Source organism: Metabacillus sp. B2-18, assembly GCF_021117275.1.
Taxonomy (GTDB): domain Bacteria; phylum Bacillota; class Bacilli; order Bacillales; family Bacillaceae; genus Metabacillus.
Map to the genome: position 1 here is coordinate 4,427,733 of NZ_CP088245.1, position 20,042 is coordinate 4,447,774.

At 33.3% G+C, this 20,042-nt stretch carries 18 protein-coding genes and 1 pseudogene; 1 reads left to right on the forward strand and 18 read right to left on the reverse strand.

Annotated features, from left to right (window positions below; all coding sequences use genetic code 11):
- Positions 1-6: 6 nt before the first annotated feature.
- Entirely contained in the window at positions 7-987 is a 981-nt protein-coding gene (locus LPC09_RS22360) for a LacI family DNA-binding transcriptional regulator (protein WP_231308352.1), read from the reverse strand.
- A gap of 168 nt (positions 988-1,155) precedes the next feature.
- Positions 1,156-1,302 (reverse strand): annotated as a pseudogene (locus tag LPC09_RS22365) (sigma 54 modulation/S30EA ribosomal C-terminal domain-containing protein); the annotation flags it as partial.
- Positions 1,303-1,410: 108 nt separating this feature from the next.
- Between LPC09_RS22365 and hag the strand changes: the two are divergent.
- Complete coding sequence (hag, locus tag LPC09_RS22370) at positions 1,411-2,352, forward strand: flagellin Hag (protein WP_231308353.1); 942 nt, start codon at positions 1,411-1,413, stop codon at positions 2,350-2,352.
- 151 nt (positions 2,353-2,503) lie between these two features.
- Here hag and hpf read toward each other — a convergent pair whose 3' ends face one another.
- The 16 genes from hpf to LPC09_RS22450 form a co-directional block, all read right to left on the reverse strand.
- Positions 2,504-3,058, reverse strand: coding sequence for a ribosome hibernation-promoting factor, HPF/YfiA family (gene hpf / locus LPC09_RS22375; protein ID WP_098796394.1), 555 nt, complete (start codon positions 3,056-3,058; stop codon positions 2,504-2,506).
- Positions 3,059-3,258: 200 nt separating this feature from the next.
- A complete protein-coding gene (locus LPC09_RS22380; RefSeq protein WP_231308354.1) occupies positions 3,259-3,429 on the reverse strand; it encodes a YjfB family protein in 171 nt (56 codons plus the stop codon).
- 167 nt (positions 3,430-3,596) lie between these two features.
- Positions 3,597-3,950, reverse strand: a complete 354-nt coding sequence (locus LPC09_RS22385) for a flagellar protein FliT (RefSeq protein WP_231308355.1) — start codon at positions 3,948-3,950, stop codon at positions 3,597-3,599.
- Positions 3,950-4,351, reverse strand: a complete 402-nt coding sequence (fliS, locus tag LPC09_RS22390; protein WP_231308356.1) for a flagellar export chaperone FliS — start codon at positions 4,349-4,351, stop codon at positions 3,950-3,952. The genes LPC09_RS22385 and fliS overlap by 1 nt, the downstream gene beginning before the upstream one ends.
- A gap of 18 nt (positions 4,352-4,369) precedes the next feature.
- On the reverse strand, positions 4,370-5,929 hold the full coding sequence (locus LPC09_RS22395; RefSeq protein ID WP_231308357.1) for a flagellar hook-associated protein 2: 1,560 nt from the start codon (positions 5,927-5,929) through the stop codon (positions 4,370-4,372).
- An 11-nt stretch (positions 5,930-5,940) separates the two neighbouring features.
- The gene (gene flaG, locus LPC09_RS22400; RefSeq protein WP_331275814.1) at positions 5,941-6,300 is read right to left on the reverse strand and encodes a flagellar protein FlaG; all 360 of its coding nucleotides are present in this window, start codon (positions 6,298-6,300) and stop codon (positions 5,941-5,943) included.
- A 64-nt stretch (positions 6,301-6,364) separates the two neighbouring features.
- Positions 6,365-9,814 carry a flagellin N-terminal helical domain-containing protein gene (locus tag LPC09_RS22405; RefSeq protein WP_231308360.1) on the reverse strand — a complete coding sequence of 1,150 codons (3,450 nt, stop codon included), beginning with the start codon at positions 9,812-9,814 and terminating at the stop codon, positions 6,365-6,367.
- 1,094 nt (positions 9,815-10,908) lie between these two features.
- On the reverse strand, positions 10,909-11,802 hold the full coding sequence (locus tag LPC09_RS22410; protein WP_231308361.1) for a polysaccharide deacetylase family protein: 894 nt from the start codon (positions 11,800-11,802) through the stop codon (positions 10,909-10,911).
- Between the two features lie 127 nt (positions 11,803-11,929).
- Positions 11,930-12,178, reverse strand: a complete 249-nt coding sequence (locus LPC09_RS22415; RefSeq protein ID WP_231308362.1) for an acyl carrier protein — start codon at positions 12,176-12,178, stop codon at positions 11,930-11,932.
- Between the two features lie 8 nt (positions 12,179-12,186).
- Positions 12,187-13,716 carry a class I adenylate-forming enzyme family protein gene (locus tag LPC09_RS22420; protein ID WP_231308363.1) on the reverse strand — a complete coding sequence of 510 codons (1,530 nt, stop codon included), beginning with the start codon at positions 13,714-13,716 and terminating at the stop codon, positions 12,187-12,189.
- A 27-nt stretch (positions 13,717-13,743) separates the two neighbouring features.
- On the reverse strand, positions 13,744-14,919 hold the full coding sequence (locus LPC09_RS22425; protein WP_231308365.1) for a Gfo/Idh/MocA family protein: 1,176 nt from the start codon (positions 14,917-14,919) through the stop codon (positions 13,744-13,746).
- A 97-nt stretch (positions 14,920-15,016) separates the two neighbouring features.
- Complete coding sequence (locus LPC09_RS22430; RefSeq protein WP_231308367.1) at positions 15,017-15,211, reverse strand: FkbM family methyltransferase; 195 nt, start codon at positions 15,209-15,211, stop codon at positions 15,017-15,019.
- Positions 15,202-16,155: a class I SAM-dependent methyltransferase gene (locus LPC09_RS22435; RefSeq protein ID WP_231308368.1), complete on the reverse strand. Its 954-nt coding sequence runs from the start codon at positions 16,153-16,155 to the stop codon at positions 15,202-15,204. Before LPC09_RS22435 ends, LPC09_RS22430 begins: the two co-directional genes overlap by 10 nt.
- 30 nt (positions 16,156-16,185) lie before the next feature.
- The gene (locus LPC09_RS22440) at positions 16,186-17,244 is read right to left on the reverse strand and encodes a hypothetical protein (RefSeq protein WP_231308369.1); all 1,059 of its coding nucleotides are present in this window, start codon (positions 17,242-17,244) and stop codon (positions 16,186-16,188) included.
- 1,098 nt (positions 17,245-18,342) lie between these two features.
- Positions 18,343-19,092, reverse strand: coding sequence for an acylneuraminate cytidylyltransferase family protein (locus tag LPC09_RS22445; RefSeq protein WP_231308370.1), 750 nt, complete (start codon positions 19,090-19,092; stop codon positions 18,343-18,345).
- A complete protein-coding gene (locus LPC09_RS22450; protein WP_231308371.1) occupies positions 19,092-20,042 on the reverse strand; it encodes a Gfo/Idh/MocA family oxidoreductase in 951 nt (316 codons plus the stop codon). Before LPC09_RS22450 ends, LPC09_RS22445 begins: the two co-directional genes overlap by 1 nt.

A 20,042-nucleotide genomic window follows, 5' to 3' on the forward strand; every position in this document is an offset into this window, starting at 1 on the left:
TCCACCTCATCTTTTTGTAGACTGACCGATATTCAACGTAACATCCAATCGATGACTATACTCTTGTATTGGTTTACCTTCGATTAAATCTAATAAAATTTCTGCTGCTTTGTAGCCTATTTGATAAATCGGCTGAGCAATTGTCGTAAGCTCAGGGTTCGTTAATTTAGCAAGATTAATGCCATCAAAGCCAATGACTGATAAGTCCTCTGGAATTCTTTTGTCCAACTCAAGAGCAGCCTTAATAACACCTAATGCCATATAGTCATTTCCAGCAAAAATCCCATCAATATCGCTGTTTTCTATTAATAACTTCTTTGTTTGCTCAGTTGCTAGCTTAATATTAAAATTACCATTCAAAACCAGATTTTCATCAAACCAAGCTTCATGTTGAACTTCTTTTAAATACCCCTGATACCTTTCTTCGGCTATCGGTAAATCTTCAGGACCACGAATATGAGCAATCCTTTGACACCCTATGGCCTTTAAGTGCTGAACTGCTTGCCTTGCACCCTTCATATTGTCTACCGACACATAAGGAATATCTTTATCGATAAAACGGTCAACAGCCACAATTGGAATTTTATTTTTCACAATATGCATCGGCTTTAAAGTACTTGTCACAATAATGACGCCATCCACATATTTTTGTCTTAACATATCAAAATACTTTTTCTCTTTTTCCTCTTGATCATCCGAATTACAAAGAATCAATGTGTAGTCCTTGCTACTCATCACATCCTCAATTGCACGAGCAACCTCAGGGAAAAAGGGATTCGTGATATTTGGAACAATCAAAGCAATCGTTCTTGATTGCTTCTTATATAAACTACGAGCCACCGCATTCGGCGTATACTCTAGCTTTTTAATCGCATCTTCCACTTTCTTACGCGTTTCTTCATTCACATATCCATTATTGTTTAAAACTCTTGAAACAGTTGCAACGGAGACTTCTGCTTCTTTTGCTACATCTTTAATTGTAATCAACTGTTTCCACCTCATAAACAAATATCTGTAACCGGTTACAGGTAGGTCCAAAAAAATAACTTGTTATGTATGTAACCCGTTACATACATTGTAAACGGTACCAAGTTTAGGTGTCAACACTTTTTTATAAAATAAAACCAGCACCCGTTTAAGGTGCTGGTTTACGTATTATACAGTCGGCTCAATCAAGCCATATTTTCCATCCTTACGCTTATACACGACACTTGTCGTATTTGTTTTAGCATCTGTATAGACGAAGAAATTATGCCCTAGCATATCCATTTGAAGAATAGCTTCCTCAGCGTCCATTGGCTTTGTTGGAAGACATAACTGGCAAGCCATTAATATTTACAGTTCTTCACTAAAAATATAGATATAAATACCGATAATATAGATAAGAGTAAATTTAAGGATTTGATACCTATGATTATTCAACATAATATTTCAGCATTAAACACACATAATCAGCTCTCAAAAAGTAATCAATCTCAGTTAAAATCGATGGAAAAATTATCATCAGGTTTACGCATTAATAGAGCTGGTGATGACGCCGCGGGTTTGGCTATCTCTGAAAAAATGAGAGGACAAATTAGGGGGCTAGACCAAGCTTCCCGTAATGCTCAGGATGGAATTTCACTTATTCAAACAGCAGAGGGTGCACTAAATGAGGTCCACTCTATACTTCAAAGAATGAGAGAAATTACTGTACAAGCTGCTAACGATACAAACACGACTGAGGACAAAAATCAAATTCAGAATGAAATTCATCAGTTAACGAGAGAGATTAGCAAGATTGGAAACACAACAGAGTTTAACAATCAGAAACTGTTAATTGGTGATGGCTCTATAGCAAGTTCTTCTACTTTTACTTTTCAAATTGGAGCTAACGAAGGACAAAATATAGAACTACAGATACGAGACATGAGGAGTCAGGCGCTAGGATTAACTTCTGTATCAGGATCAACATGGGAAGGCTATCCTGTCTCAAGTCCCATCGGAACTGTATATTATAATTCTGTACCGATTGAACTTGGGAGTGATTCAACAACAGAAAATGAACTTACTTTACAGGTTAACGACCAGGATTCTGCAAACTCTTCTATGGTAATTATCGACCATGCAATCAAAATTGTTTCTGAAGAACGAAGTAAGTTAGGTGCCTATCAAAACCGGTTAGAACATTCTATTAATAACCTAATGACAACATCAGAAAATTTAACAGCATCTGAATCCAGAATTAGGGATTCAGACATGGCAAAAGAAATCATGAATCAAACAAAACAATCAATTCTCTCTCAAGCGGGACAAGCCATGTTGTCTCAAGCAAACCAGATCCCCCAAGGTGTTTTACAGTTACTAAGATAATTTTAAAGGTTGCAAGGATTGCATATAATCCTTGCAACCTTTTTTGTTGGAAAAGTCCCCTAATAATAAGCCAATAAAGTCTTTAAAGTTTAAATACTCACAAAAACTCACCTATAGAACTGAAAACAGCGCCCTGTAGGCGCTGTTCGAATTATACATGTGGCTCAATTAAGCCGTATTTCCCATCTTTTCGTTTATAAACAACATTTGTTTTATTCGTCTTCGCATCCGTATAAACGAAGAAATTATGACCCAACATGTCCATCTGAAGAATCGCTTCCTCACTGTCCATTGGCTTAAGGTTAAAGCGCTTCGTACGAACCACTTCTTCTTGCTCGTCTACTTCTTCTTGAACTTCATTTTCAGGTTGATAATTACTAAACACAAACTTAGGAGCTCCTTGTTCACGAAGCTTACGGTTCACTTTTGTTTTATGCTTACGAATTTGACGTTCTAATTTATTAACAACAAGATCGATTGCTGCGTACATGTCCTGGTGATTTTCCTCAGCACGTAACACAAGATCTGTCATAGGAATCGTTACCTCAATTTTAGATTCTTGCTCATTATAATACTTAAGGTTGATGTTCACATTGGCATCAACAGACTCTTCAAAGTATCTCTCAAGCTTACCAATTTTCTTTTCTGCATATTCTCTTAATGCTGGAGTTATTTCAATGTTTTCCCCTCTGACGTTATATCTCATGATTGAACTCCTCCTTTATGATAAAGCTATGTAGTACTACTTCTATATTTCCCTGCTTGTCTCCTGCTTAAACTGAAAAAAAATTCGAAAAATTTTGTGGATTTTGTAGAAGCATGCGGTTTTTATTTGTAAATAATTTGTTATTGGATAAAAAAGAACCTACTATAAATATATAGTAAGTTCAGAATAATATTACTGCTTCAAGCCTTTATATCAATAGACTTGCCTAATGTAGGATGGGAAGCTTTAAGCATTTCAACTGTTTGTTGACCTTTTTGTTCAACATTATCCAAAGTTTTCTTTGCTAAAGCAAGACTAACTTTTTGTCCTAGTGAAGCCTGAGCTTTACTTAATGAAAAAGAAACTTCCATAGTAACACCTCCTTATATCCTTTATCGGCTTATAAGAGAGGATCTTGAGTATGCATCATCCAAATTAAGATTTTCCACATAAAAAACACCTCCAAATACTTTAACGTACTATTTGAAGGTGCCATTTTATTTTCTTATTATTAGTGTTTCAAAGGTTTTTAGGTCAGTTATCTTCTCTTATCATAAAACATACCATCGGATACTGATACATCCTGATATGGATCAGCATATTGTCTATTTGTTACTTTTGCTTTTTTTAGATTCATCATATCTTGTTGGATTTGTGATTTCAGCTGAGCTAATCTTGCTTCTATGGTTTTATTCCATAAAATAATTTGTTCACCTAGTTGTTTTTCTTGATCATCTTTAGGTCTTATATTTTCTTTTATGATGAGTTCACGTTCTTCAAGCAAGGATGTAAGTTTCTCTATTAAATTTTCTCTGTCATCTGAATTAACTGGTTTTTCAACTAACTTAAATAGCTGTTCAGTAATTTTGTATATTTCAAGAACGGAGCTCACTAAGCCTGTCCACCTTGGCCATGCTGTTTTTGACGGTTAATTTGAATGACCTGTTTCCAGGTGTCCCGAAACTCTATAGCATAGTTTTCTACTTCTTTTAAAATAGATTGGTCATTCTTAATATTAGCTTCTACTAATCGATGATTCATATATTCATACATAACTTCAAATTTTTTAGAGACTTCAAAATCTTTATTTAGAGTGATCATTAACTCTGTAATAATTTTCTGGGCTTTTTGAATGTTTGTATTTTTTTCTTGAATATTTGAATCTTCTATTGCTTTTGATGCTTGAGAAATAAATTTGATACATCCGTTATAAAGCATTAGCGTAATTTCACCTGGCGTTGCTGTTGCTACTGCATTTTGTTGATAGGCTGAATACGGATTATTGATTGCCACTTATGACACTCCTTTTCTTTAAGCGAATTGTTGCATTAAGTAGTTTGATTGAGAATTTGCCTTTTGAATCGCTTGTTCCATTGCAGTAAATTGATTCCAGTATCTGTTTTCTATTTGAGTTAGACGATCTTGGAAACGACTTATTTGGGAATCTAAATCAACAATATTACGTCCGATTGAAAACTGTTGGTTTGTTGAAGTAAGTTTTCCAGCCTTTTTTTCAATACCAGCAACTGTATCATTGATAATATTTCGAAGTCGCTTTGTTAGTCCTAGTTCGGACTGTACAGTACTATCTTTTGTAGTTGTTGTACCATCTGCTGCGGTTGTTGTAATACGAGTCGCACCACTAAACATTTGAAACACTGCGTTTGGATCATTTGTAATGGCTTCCCTTAGCTTTGTTTCATCAATTATTAGTTTTCCATTATCTCGATAATTGGATGTCTTTATACCGATTTCCGCTAATTGGTTATAATCAGTATTTGCTCCTGTACCTGTATACGGAGTATATAAAGCAGTGCGCATCTTGTTTAATGAAGAAGACAGGACTGAATCATTTTTTAAAAGACCACTTTTGGCCTTTTCTTCCCATAGCTCAATTTGTTTCTCTGTCATTGACTCTTTTTCTTCATCTGAAAGTGGTTGATAACTTCGGTATCTCGCTTCACTGACTTCCCCATTTATTTTCTCAATTAATTCATTGTATTTGCTTACAAACTGGACGATTTTATCTACCATATTATCAGTATCATTCGAAACAGAGATAGTTGCAGTTTTTCCATTTGTTACATCATTTAATGTGTATGTGACATCATTAATCGTAAATTTGTTGCTAGATCTATCTGTTGCTAGTCCATTTATTGTAAATTCTGCATTATCCCCTGTTGTTGTAGCAGTAAGAGTATACGGAACCGTGTTATTCGTTTCCTGGAAGCCTAATTTACTAAATAGTGTATTTGCAGCTTCGTTTGCTATAGTTATAGAGGCACCATTTCCAGTATCATTTTTTGACATAACTACTTTACCATTTTCAGAAAATACATTGATACCTAATTCTTTTTTGCTTGACAGCTGCTTTAAGACATCCTCTAAGGTGGAGCCCGCTTTAATAGTTAATTCAATAACATCTGATTTCGTACCGTCACTATTGGTTACCATTGATTGAGTACCATCACCATTTGTAACCTTTAATTGTATCACAGTATCTGACGCAAATGTGTTTTGATCATAAGTTATTGCAGAGTTGGAAATCCAATTTGTAGAAGTAGCTAACTTACTTACTACAATTGAAGTATTAACATTTCCTGCATTCGCATTAGCTGTAGCAGTTACTGCACTAGGCATAGAACTTGTTACAGTCTTCTTTAGAAATTCCTTTTGAAGTGACATATTATCAAAAATATACTTATCAAAGTCACTTAAAAGGGTATTCATGCTACGATAATCATCTCGCTGCCATTCAAGTAATTGTTTTTTTTGAGTTAGTTTATCAAGAGGAATTCTTTCTGCTTTCATTAAATCACTAACTAGTGTATCGATATCCATACCACTAGCTAATCCACCTATTCGAACCATATTTTATCCCCCTATATTTTTTTATCAAACAGAATACCCATAAATTCTGTCATTTCCGAATATATATCAAGTATTTTTTTTGAGGGTATTTCTTTAATTACTTCATTTGTTTGGTCATTCACAACTGTTACATAGTATTCATTTAATTCATCATGAAGTTGAAATTTAATATGAGTGTTAGTTGGCTTTAGAAAATCGTTTAATCCTTTAATAATTTTCTTTAAACTCTCTTCATCCTGTTTCACATTCTTTCCTATTTCAGTTTTTACTTCTGAATCTTTTTTCTCTACAGTCTGGTATGTTAGTTCTGTGTTGTGAAGTGCTGGCTGTGAAGTAATTTTGTCGATAGACATAAAAACACTCCTCTGAATTAATTATCTATCTTTAATATCGGTAAATATTTATAGATGTTTAATTTATTGAAATTAAAAATTTTCATTTAAAAAGCCCCAGAACTTGTTCATGAGATTGTTTTAGATGTACCGCCATTGCTTGCTGTGCTTGAGATAATATTTGATCCTTTAAAAGATTCATTGTTTCCTTAGCCATGTCAGTATCTTGAATTCTACTCATGGAGGCAACTGTATTTTCTTCCATTACTGATAGATTAGTTGCTATATGATCTAGCCGGTTTTCTACAGCACCAACATTTCCTAGTTCTTGCAAAACAAAATCAAGAGCATTGTCAATGATTTTCAACCCCTGTACGGCATCATCTTGGGTTCTTAAACAAATAATATTTGTATCTCTTAGTAAATTATCAAAAGATGCAATTTCTACCTTGAAGTTTTGTCCTGAGTTAGCACCCGCTTGGAACGTAAATTCATTCGGTTCATACCCAATAGCTTGCCTAACACGATAGTCAACTGATAACGTATGATTTCCAGCACCAAAAGTGATCATATCCTTATTCAATACTATCTTACTATCCTGCAACGAATACTGGTCTATAGATAGCTGATTTCCATCTAAGGCAACTACTAAATGTGAAGGATCTATTTCCACCCCTGTTAAACTATCTCCTGTTTCATGGTCACAATAATTATGAAAATAGTTATTAGGCATATGATCATTTAATGATATGTCTAGTGAATCAAAGTATTGGACTGTAAATGATACGCCCGTTAGTGAATTAGTAACATCAGGACGCGCATTGCCCACAATTTCTACCTTCTGACCATCTACTGTATATCCATCTTCTGTAGTATCCTGCGCTTTTGAAATTTCCTCTCCATTCAAAATTACTTTATAGGCGTAAGAATCCTGAGGTATATTTTGCACTAACTCATTAGCAGTTAAAGAGTACACTCTAAAGTCTCCGGGATTATCATCAAACTCAGGACGATAAGAACCATGGAGGGACAGTCTATTTATATCAGGATCATATGAGAAACCATTTTCAGAATCATAAGGTACCTCCGTGCCATTTTGATAGACTCTAATTGCTTGTGGGCCTACTATACTATCAAGTCCATAATCAAGAGTATTTGAAGCAAGTTGGAAATCATAAGAATCATTTCCTCTACTAAAAGAGCTACTCTCATAGACATAACTTACTTTAACATCAGGATTGGATGTATTATTAGCTTCGGGACGCGCATCGCCGTAAAGCTCAATGCGGTTAGTTTGACTGTTGTAATAGTATCCGTTAGTTTTTGTTTCATCATATTCTACTTTAGCACCATCTACTTCAACTAAAAATGTAATTGGTTCACCTGTTCCGTATGTTTCAGGACTTGGTGACAAAGCAATTTCTATCTTCCCATCTTGGCGAGAAACGTCTTCTGTCGGGACAACCATCTGTATAGAATACGTATCATTTACATCAGGGCGGCTTGTCCCATAAAGCTCAATCGTATTTGTTGTTGAATTATATTGAAATCCATTAGTATTCGAATATTCGATTGCCTCTGTAGAATTTCGATATACACGTATAGAATTAGGTGACGTTGTACTACCCAAGTTATAAACTTCTGGCACATCGTATAATCTAATACCGTATACATCTTTAGAAGTAGATGTTGAATCATAAACATAATTAATCTTAACTTCTTCATTAGAGGCAATATCTGACCGTGCATCTCCATAAAGACTTATTCTACCACTTTCAAACGTATACCCATTGGTTTTAGTAGCATCATACTCTATTTCTTCCCCTCCAACATAAACACGTAAAGAACGATTTGTTGTAAGATCCGGATTTTCTAAATTATAGGTATCAATGTTGCTTGTTAAACTAAAAGTTTGAACTCCGTTTCGACTATCTACGTCATTAAAATATTCAATTTGTACCTCTTCAAGATATGAAGGACGAAGGTTACCATAAAACTCAATTTTCCCGCTGGCTTCATCCACAAAAACACCAGTTGTATTGTTAACATCTGTTGGTCTTGAAGAAAGCAGCTGATCACGAGTTACTTCCGTTCCACCCACTTTTATCCTTAGAGAACGTGGACCCACTTCTCCATGCATATTATATATTTCCGCTCCAGAAGGAATTGATGTCGTAAATATTTCATTTTGAAATGAATCTGAGACATAGAAGAATTTATAAAAATCTTGTGCATCATCGTCTGATTCACCACCTATGATCGCATCTCCGAAAAATTCAATTTCTCCTCCTGAAACCGTATAATACCCCCCGGTCGGTTCCGAACCAGTTCCATCCCAATAGGACAACTCTCTTTCTCCATTATCATTAACCTTTAAAACTCTTAAGGAAGCATCACCTGTGTTCATCCTGTATAAATCGGGTGATGATGGGAGTGATAGTTTGTTCACATTATCTTCTCGAGGCACTTTAAGTACATCAGAAGAGGGAATAAGCTCTATTGGTCCACTTGTTACTGTTTGGTTATTGAGGTCCACATTAACTTTTTTAATGTTACCAAGGTTATCCGAATATACGAATGAAGTATTCCCATTTTCAACGATTGGAGAAAAACTAAATCCTGAACTACCATCAAGGTAGTTGTATTCATATGTTTGATAACTAATCCAGCTATTGGATGTGGATGAACGTCTCTCCAAGATCAGCTCTGTACCACTATTTCTAAGCCTCATTAATGAATTGTCTGCAACCGTTTTTTGTACAGCAGTACTAGTTGCCTGACCTTCAATTGATACCTCACCTCCATCCTTAGGAACAATATATTGACCTCCATCACGTGAAGAGGTAAATACGATTGATTGTCCGTCTTGAGTCCATCTTGGAAGATGATCGTTAATCGTGGTACCGACATAAGCAACAGGTTGAGCACCACCTATAGTTGTGGGAGGATAATAGGTATAATTCAAGTCACTTGTTTCCATTTTAGGGAAAATATAATCGTATCCCTTAGTATTTATCGCAGTGTCAACATACTGATATTGTCCTACTTGAGATAATTGTATGGTTTTTGATGCAGTACGATCTTCATAAAGAAATTCACCATGTGTTTTATTAGATAATAATTTCATTGTATTAAATTCCGTATTGTGGACAATGTCATTTAGATCTTTTTTTAGCTCGTCTACTTCATTTTGTATAAGAAGTGTGTCGGCAGTAGTCAAGTTATTTGGTCGATCTCCAACCTCCGTGTTTGTTCCATTCATGGATTGTACAGTTAGTTCACGAATACGTTGGACGATATCTGTTATTTCTTGCATAGCCCCATCAGCTACCTGAACAAGAGAATTTGCATCTTGAACATTACGTATTGATTGATTGTGACCATTTGACAGTGCTCTCATTTTTTGGCTGATTGTCAATCCTGCTGCGTCATTTGCTGCACTTCTTATTTTTTGGCCATTGCCAATCTTATCAATTGTTTTCTGCAAATTGGTTTCTGTTTTTTTCATTTTATTAGTTAACTTTAATGATAATCCATTAGCGTTGATATACATGTTTGTCTTGCATCCCTTCTACTAGTGGCCAGCAACATAAAATCTTCATATAAAAAAAGAACTTTCTATGGAAATTAAAGTTTAATTTCTTCCTAATATTAATTTTTCAACTAAATAGTCAGTGGGTTAGATAAAATCTATATTACTTCTAAGTATGATTTAATATTAGATTTTCAATAAAATATTTAAAAGCTCCAAATCATTTTTTCTAAGTCCTAACCTATTGAGCATACTAAACACGAGAAAAGTGAGTAAACTTATTTAATAACTTGTTCCCTTTCAAATCAATAACCTAAAATACTCTTTATCTATAATTATTTTATCGGTATTTATTTAAGTTTATAAATAAATTTAGTACAAATCCCTCTATATAGTTAATATGATAAGGTCCATAAGCTATTGTCTCTTTCTTGAAAACAGATTATTAATAGCAATAGCATAATTTTTCTTTTGAATAAAATAACTTGTTAATGTAGCTACTCTTGTATTTTGAATTGCTAAGTTTACAACAATTATTTGTCGAAAAGGCAAAATTAATCTTCTGTTATAGATCTTATTGATATTACTGCTGAAAAAATCGGAAAGATATAATTAGAGGACTTAAATGAAATAAATTGGTTTAGCAGAATTTAAATAGTTTTAGAGTAATATCTTAGATGATTTGATTGGAAATCGAGTTCCATCATATTGAGGCAATGTATATTATTAATAATTACTTTAGTAGGTTAAGTAAACTTTATTTTATAATACGTTTCTAAGAATTCCCTTTTTGATCTAATATAAATAAAAAAGAAAACCCCAGAAGGTTTCCTAAATTTAATAAAAATACTAAATATTAATATACATGGTTGACTTACTGTTAATAAATGTATGATTTGATATTAAGAAGTGGTATTTAAGTGTTAGGAGACATCGCTCATTCTATCCAAAACTATGATTAAGACACCACCTAAACATGAACGTTATCACGATGGTTACAATTTTGAATATGATTTTTTTCGATTAGTTAATGCTTAGAAATCATGATTTTTTATCGGCATAAATTTAGCTTCTTTCATCTAATAATTCAGTTTCTTTATACTTAGATTATGTAATTAAAGGTTTAATAAATTTACTCTATTACAATCAATACGATCCAACCAAAATGAACTAGGGTCATAAATTTTACCACTATTAGTTGTAAATGCCCCCTTATACCCTGCTAATTGCAACTGTTTCTTTAGTTTTTCTCTCATATATACTTTATTTTCTCCACCACCAAATGGAGGGGTATACCAAGAAGGTGTAAAATTTAGATTGTCCTGAATAAACTTTGCACATGGAGCAATTTCATTATTAAAATACTCACTGACTCTACCATTAAACGGTATATGATTTGCTCCATGAACTCCAATAGACATTCCTGCTTGTTTCATTTTTTTAAATTCTTTAATACTAATATACATGTTTTGTATAAACTTTTCTTTTGAGCCAAAAAAGTTAAACACCATTTTTTCTAAAAAATCCTTACTTTGCTTAGATTCAAAAATAAAATTCAATGTATATTTAATATACCTCCTTAGTTGGGACTTCTCATAAGCATAAACGTTATTCGACTGGCACAATGCTCTTAACTCTTTTTGAGTTAGATGATCACGTAATTGGTCCCAAAGTAATTCTTCACTAAATGAAGACAGAGCTGCATGTACTAAATGGAAAACAGGAATTTCTCCTTCTAACAGTGGACCAGACATAACAGTAAAATACCCTGGCACTCCTTTTCTTTTCATTATATCAAAAGCAATCTCATACTGATCCCTTGTAGCATCATCAAATGTCAAAACACATTTTGGCTTAGGTGTAATTTTTGTAAGATCATCAGGTAACACAAACTCATGTGTTTTTCCTATTTGATCAATTTGTTCTTCAAATGCTTTTGGAGAAATTGGTACGCTTCCTTTCCACTCCTCAGGCTCTCTAACATAATGATACATAATTGCTAAATCCATTTTATCCACACCCTTGTTTATTATTTTTTCTCACCACGATAATCTTAAATTCTTATTAAAGTTTAAATAATAAAAATACCTACCTATCAAATAGGTAGGACCATATATAAAGTTATTCTCAAAAATGTTAATTTTCTTTCAGTTTACTTTCTATTAAGTTTATTAATTCTCCAACAATATGAAATGATGATGATGATATTTCTTCATCTGAGAACGTAATTCCAAATTCATCCTCAATTTCACAAACAAATTGAATAATACCAAGAGAGTCAACATAACCACTTTCTACATAATTTAGTGAAAAGACATCTACTGACTCATCAATGCTGTATTTTTTCTGCAGTGCACTTAAAACAAACACTGATACATTGTTCATATTTATTTTTATCCATTCCCTTCATTATTAAACTCGATATAATCTGTAATTTTCGATTTAACCAATTTTCCCATGGCATTTTTCGGCAATTCATCTAAAAAGAAAATCTTATGTGGTTGTTGATAATCTGCAAGGTTTCTCGCAGCGTGCATTTGAACAGTCCGCTTATTCAATTCACTACCTTCTTTAATTACAATTGCCAATGCAACAATTTCCCCGAGTCTATCGTCCGGAAAGGCAAATGCTGCACATTCACTTACAGCTGAAATTTCCATTACACATTTTTCTATATCTATTGGATAAACATTAGTGCCTCCTGTGATGATTAATTCCTTTTTACGACCGGAAAAGTAAAGATAACCCTCCTCATCAAGAAACCCTAAATCACCAGTCTTAAAATAACCATTTTGCATTGAATTTCTAAATGTTTCATTCATACCGTAGTATCCATCACAAATTAATGAAGTCATACAAGCTATTTCTCCAACCTCACCAGTGGGAGCTAATTCTCCATTATCTCTAAAAATGACAACGTCAGCTTCAGGTAAAGTCCTACCAACAGATTGCTTTTTATGAATTGCTTCCCTGAAATTAATACTCGTAACTGTTGACACTTCTGATGTCCCATACATTTCATGAAAATCGCAATGTAGCTTTTCTATCAATTCATTTTTAATTTTGGTGTCAAGTAGAGCAGAAGAAGAAACCACGCTTCTTAATGTGTTAATCCCTAATTCAATTGGATTAGATAAATATGAAGCAATCTGGTTTAACTGTGCAGACACTGCTATAGTAAATGTTACACCCTGCTCCTTTACACAGTCTAACCATAAATTTGGTGTAAATCTTGGTAATAATACGGAAGTTCCACCAATTAACAACGGGATTAATACAAGTCTTTCGGCCAATGAATGATATAGTGGTGTAGCAGCTAGAATCTTATCATCTCTCGTTATTTTATATAGATCAATGTGAGCAAATGCTCGTAAATATTTATTTTTTTGCGTTAAGCTTATAGGTTTTGGATTCCCCGTAGATCCAGAGGTCATTGTAATAATAAGGATCTCTTCACCATCAACTTCTTTGATGACCGGCCTCTCCACTGACATTTCTTCAGAATTAAGTAGAGATACAGTACCTTGATATTGATGATCAATACAAATACGAGAGCCTTCCACATCAATGCCTCCGTTTTTATCACACTGCTCAAAAAATGCACGACGAGCTATTATATGCTTAACATCAGCAACAGCGAAGGCCTTCCTAATTGAACTAATTGGCATTGTCGGATTAATAGGAACTAATCCAACACCAAGGTTTGCTGCTGCTAGTATTAGAGCAACTGAGGTAATACTATTATTCATTGGAATCCCTATATGGTCCCGGTAAGCAACTCCATTACTTATTAGGAAATGAGAGTATTGGCTAACCAAATTAGCTAGTTCTTGGTAAGTAATTGATTTACTTTCACACCATATTGCTGTTTTTTCCGGGTATGTTCTAACACTTTCATAGAACAAATCTGCAATTGTTTTCATAATGAATCCTTTCTTATTAATACATTGTTAATTTAGTAATAATTTTCGTCCTTCTTCTGCAGACTTATATGCAGCATAAGTCACTTTAATAGTGTCGTATGCCAACTTAAATCCTGACTTTGGTTCTCTATCGTAGTATATTGCTTCCATAAAATCCTGCATTTGATCTGTGTATCCACGAATGATTTCATCAGCGATAAATGGTTTATTCCACCCTGTTTTGGAGGGAAGCATTTCAGAAAGATAGACGTTGTCCAATCCGTCCTCATCTATAAAGTATGTTGTCATTAAATCATTCATTGTTAAATTGCAATTTATATTTGCGTCATTACAATAGAGTTCTACATAGTTTTTACTACCACCAAGACAGACATCCGTAGCTATTACTACAGCCTTTGAGCCGTCTGAGAAATTAACAATAACAGTACCATTATCCTCAACATCATTAGGACGTGCTGCAATATGTCTATGTTCATATTCAGTTAATGTTGGTGTTATTCTTCCCATATCAGCGAGAACACTCTCTACAAAAATCTCAACACCGCGTGCCTCGGCTTCTTGTTGCTTAAGCCATAATACTGCAGATAGAGGGTGTGAACCAGTTCGCAGAAATGTTCCGCCTCCAGTTTTAGACCATTCACCTGCTACAGGTGAGCTAGAACCTTTAAGACTTTCCTCGCCTTTCATGTAGAGAATTTTACTTTTTTTAGCAACAATAATTTCAGCTGCCTTCACTACAGCCGGTGCATAGACAAAATTTTCTGCGTACATAAACTTTTTATCAGATGAATCGATAATACTTTTCAGGTTTTCAATAGATTCAATGAGCTTGTCATACATATCTGATTTTGAGACGTTATCACCTACTGGTGCTTTGGTATTTTCATCACCAAAGTAACCCGTTAACGGTTTTTCACATATAACATGCTTTCCTGACTTTATAGTTTTTATTACCATTTCTTCATGTACATAGGGTGGTGTACAAATATCAATCACATCAATCTCAGGATCATTTAACAAGTCATCAAAATCATAAGATGCATTTTCAAACCCATATTTCTCTTTTGCTGGTAATAATTGTTCTGAACGCCGTGCAACAATTGTTTTAAATCGCAGTGGAATACCGCTTACCCGTTGTAAGGCATGCATATGGAGTTCAGTAGCTCGTCCAGCTCCAACCATGCCAACTACAATTTTCTTCATTCTATCTCTCCTAATAAACCTTAATTATATTAAGTTTTCTCCTACTGTTTGATTTGAAATCAATCAAAAATTCCCATAATATAAGATACATTAACTCTTATTCGGGAATTGCGTAACAAACAGTTTCGGCATCAACCATGTCAGTATAATGTCGAACAAACAATTTATAACCTGGATACAAATGTTTTATAAGTAGTGGAAGCTTATAATAATCCTCCAAACTATGGTAAAGACAAATTGCCAGGACTGGATTGTATTTCTTTATAATTTGACTTGCGCCTGTTAATGCCATCTCTTCGGCTCCTTCATCCCCATTTTCAGAAAAGTTACTCGTTCTTTCACAAGATTATCTAAGGTATCTGCTGCCACAGAAATCTCCCCCATTTCAGAGATATGCCCTGCAGTTTGTGAAGGTTGAAATTTCAAAACTGTTTTCTCACTCCAACATGCCACATTATATGTCTCAACATCTTTATATTTATTGCCAATAATTTTATGATTTAACTTCCTATATGTATCCTCATCAGCCTCAATAGCAATATATTTTTTATAATTCCCTTCAGTTAATTTAATAAAAGTTTCTAATGTATCTCCATCGAAACTACCACAATCACAGAATACTTCACTTTTCGTTAATTGAATAATTTCTTTATCAAAATATTGTTCAATCGTAGGGTCCGCAATTCCCTCTAAATAGCTATTGTCCAATGAGATCTTAGAGTTTAAAATTCCTAAAAAAACATCCTTTGAACGCTGATCTGATAAATAATCGTACACTTTTTCATAGCTTTCAAAATTGGAATGTATTATGTTAAATGGGGTTTCCTCTTGGAAATCAAAATAATCTTTTGCCAACCCAAATCCTCTGATGTCAATAATGTCTTGATCAACACCAAGCGAAATTAGCTGATTTTTTATTTCAACTAGATACTGGCTCGCAACTATAATGTTCATATCTGTTTTTCCCCGTACTTTTTGAAGGACTTCATTCGGAGACAAAACTAAAATTCCATTCTTGTTTGTTCCCCATCTAGTCTCATTATTATCAACAAAAAATTCCACTTTGTTTATAACACCGTATTCTTCCAGAAACTTATATACTAAATCCCCACCATTTCCAGTTCCCCATATAATTATCTTTTTTTTGTATTTTAGTTTATCAGCATAAGCTTTTGAATTTGCTTTATATTGATCTTCCTTTAATAATATATTTCGAAAATCACTCGAGCTTTTCATTATGATAACTCCTTTCAATTACAAACTTTATTATGGCCTATCTCTTATTTCATTCGGTCTATCCTGATCACCATCAGCTTTAAAAAACAAAGTACCTTCATGCTTATAATGAGCCCATATCTCTGCATTTTCGCGAACAAATGGTTCAAAATAATTAGGAATAATATTAGAGTCTTGTTCTATTCTTAGTGAAAATCCAGCTCTAAATATGTAATCTTCATCAAAGCCGAGTGTATAGAAATCAATGTATTCATAACCGTTATTCTTTAACATTCCTTCCAATGCTCTTCCTAAACCAGCAAAAAGTTTTTGATTACCGATATAATCAACTATTCTTAGTACCTTACTACCATTACACTCTACTGATCTTGTCATCATCAAAGCTCCAACCAACCCGTTTGAATCTCGCAGAGCATACACCTTATACTTATAATAAGGATGGTTAAAATACCTTTTGTTAATATACCAATAATCTTTATAAGGAATTGAATCAATACTCTCTAAATCAAATTCTCTCTTCACATCATTTATAGAAAGTAACTCAACAATAGTTGTATCTTGTACTTTAAACAGATGACCTTTATTATTCTTATCTTTAATTACAGCTATCTTGTATTCACCAATTTCATTATTCAAAAGATAATATTGCTTCATCATGGCCACTTTATCTCCAAAAAACATCCTTCTTAATGGGACTGTTGTATTGAGGTTAGCTCCATTGCCAATTTGAGTGCGGCAACCAGTTAAAGTAAATACTCTTTTTGCCAGTTCAACTCCTAAGAACGGAATATTTTCGCGACTGTCAACGACTTTCCACATACTTCCCCATATGTCTTTCTTATTTACATCTGTTGTTTTAGAGCAATTTAGAAAGCCAAATATTCCTTCAATAAACCCAGTATTTCTATCAATAGCTATGACAAAGTTAACCTGATTACCATCAACAAACTCATACTCAAACAGTTTTCTATCCAGAGCAAGTATATGACCCTTTCTCCAAAATTCATTAATAAAGCTCATTATTTTTTCAATTTCTGAATACTTTGCAAGTCTGATTTCATATCTTTCATCATACTTATTAATAGTCATTCGGTCCTTTCTAGGCTTACCTTTATCATCTAAGATAAATATTAGCTTTACCTCTCATAAATTAAGGGTATTTTCTGTACAAATACTTTATGGAAAACAGAATAGAGCATAGAATTATCCACTCTAAGTTCATATTTAATATCTCTATCAAATAAAAAATATTCTCTAATTACTTATACTATTAAATTAAGTTTTAAATATAGGTAATCCATAGGAAAAATCCACTTCTATAATTCCACTTTCAAAATACACTTTATATTTTAAATTTTTGTTTAGATTCTCATTAAGTTATGCTCAAGGCATAAGAAAAAGGTTCTAAGAAGTCAGCATTTAGACCCTGACCATTTGAGTTATATTTCACATTATCAACATCTTCCTTTTTAACAAGAATAAAATCAAAGTTAACCATACTCTCTATGACTCGTTTCTTTCAATATGGTTGACTAATTCATCATGATCTCCTTGAAATACTAGGATTTGTGTTTTCCCATTGTAATCTATATATAACGTTTTTAAATGTAAATCTTTTTTATTACTTATTATTTTTTTAGCTAATTAATCGAATTCAATGGCGAGAAATGAGTAACCTATTCCTTGAGTTAAAATTCGATTACGAGTTAAATATAATGGCTCTATCAAAGCTGACGATAATATACGAAAATAAATTAGTTACTAATCTATAGCATAAATGCAATAGATACGCTCCATGAGAATGACCATAACCAATAACTCGGTTAGAAACGTATTTTATATTATTATCATTTAAGAGTAATTTATCGCTCTAAAATACTTATAATATCAACTGCCTGCATATAGCTCATATCATTAAGTTCTTCTATATTTCCATCCAATATATCAACTACTGGTAAAGGTCCGCAAATACTTGCCTCATTTTTTTATAGACTTTTTAATCAATATTACCACCGAATCCTGGTACAAAGATTACCAAAACTGTCCTTTCATTTACACCATTTTGAGGAGTAGAAAACTCTATTTGTAGTTCTCAATTAGAACTACTACCTGTATATATATTATGATGCTGGAATAGCAATACTATGGTGTTCAGACATTAATTCTTGTCCCTCCTCACTATCTGCGTTATTTAATATTTCTCCTTACTTCCCCAAGTAATGGATAATTTTCAAACAAGTGCTTTCCGATCACTTCCATTAGTTCAAAATCATTCTCATGATCCAGGTCTAGTACAGCTGTATCCATCATCTTAATTACATCACATGTTCCTTCAAATAACCCTTTACCACTTACTAAGAATTCGGGAGAGTATGCATATAACGAGGCATTCATGTCATATATCTCTGGGGCCTCTTGCCTAGAATTAAATGAAGAATTTATTACACGTACATATCCATTTTCTGTTCTTTTAACCATGTTAAAGTATGGATTTCTTCTTGAATTTGTAACAGAAAATACAACATCTACCTGTGTATTCACCTTATGTTTGATTAAGTTTTCTACATCTAATGAAGTTCTTAGTGGAGACGTTATATCTAAATCTATAACCATATCATAGTTAACTGATTTTCTTTGTTTCATTATTTCTAAACTCTTTGCTATTACTTCTAATTTAGGTGTATTATCTAACCCTAAAGATGCTTCTCTTTCAATTACATCAATTTTTAAGGTACGATAGTCTTTAATCAATTTTATTAATTCAGCGCTATCTGTATTTAAAACAATATCACTAGAAATTTGAGGATTTTTCTGTCTATATAAATCAATTGCAGAAATCGTATAATACGGCAAGGGAAAGCCTAAAAACTCTTTCAGATTTTTATTCTTTATTCCTTTTGACCCAGCTCGACCACATATGGTAAATAGGATTTTCATTAAAATGTTCCATCCTTTGCTATCTTAAGAGTCTGTAGTGCCATTCTTAAATCATTATCGTTTTCTTTTTTGCCTTCTATTACGTTAAAGAAATGAGCCATTTCCTTTAACTGATAATCATTTCTCGTTTCATTGAACGATAACTTTCTCCCACTACTTAAAAAACGAACTTCACTTTTTAGTAAATCACCGACTATTGTTTCTTCCTCAGTAAAAAGTTGAATTTCTCTTATAGGCTCTCGACCGAAGTAATCCAAATGAACTTCCACAGCCATTTTCTGATATTTTCCTATATAAATGGATAAATCATCACTATTTATTTCTAAATTTGAGTATTTCCCTCTTATATTTAACACTTGCTCTGGTAGCCCAAATAAATAATTAATGTAGTCCCACTCATGGATTAAATCAATAGAAACACCTCCACCTTGCTCTTTTATAGCACTATAGGTTACTCTATAATCTACATGAGGTCTCCAAGCAGGAAGATAACTTGAGCATATGACTCTAGCACAGTAAACTTTCTTCAAATCATACTCATTCTTTAGGTATTCAATTACATTGGTATATCTCAATGGACAAGCAACATAATAGATACCTTCCTCCTTTAATGGAAGATCATCTAACGAAAGATCCGTTCGGTCAAATACAGGTTTCTCAATAAACATATGTTTTGTTTTAGATGAAAAACGTTTTATTGTGTCAAAATGAAGATGAGTTGGATTGGTTACATATATAATATCGTAATAATTTTGTACATTTTCATAGTCATAGTAGATTTTGTTTATTATTTTTTCTATCTCTTCATCCATTTCTTTTCCTGTTCTACTACTTCTGAACAAATCAATACTATACGTAATGTTTCTTTCTTCCAACACTCTTTTAATATTAAAGATATGTCTACACCCTATGGACCCTAAACCAATAACTGCAATATTATAATGCTTCAT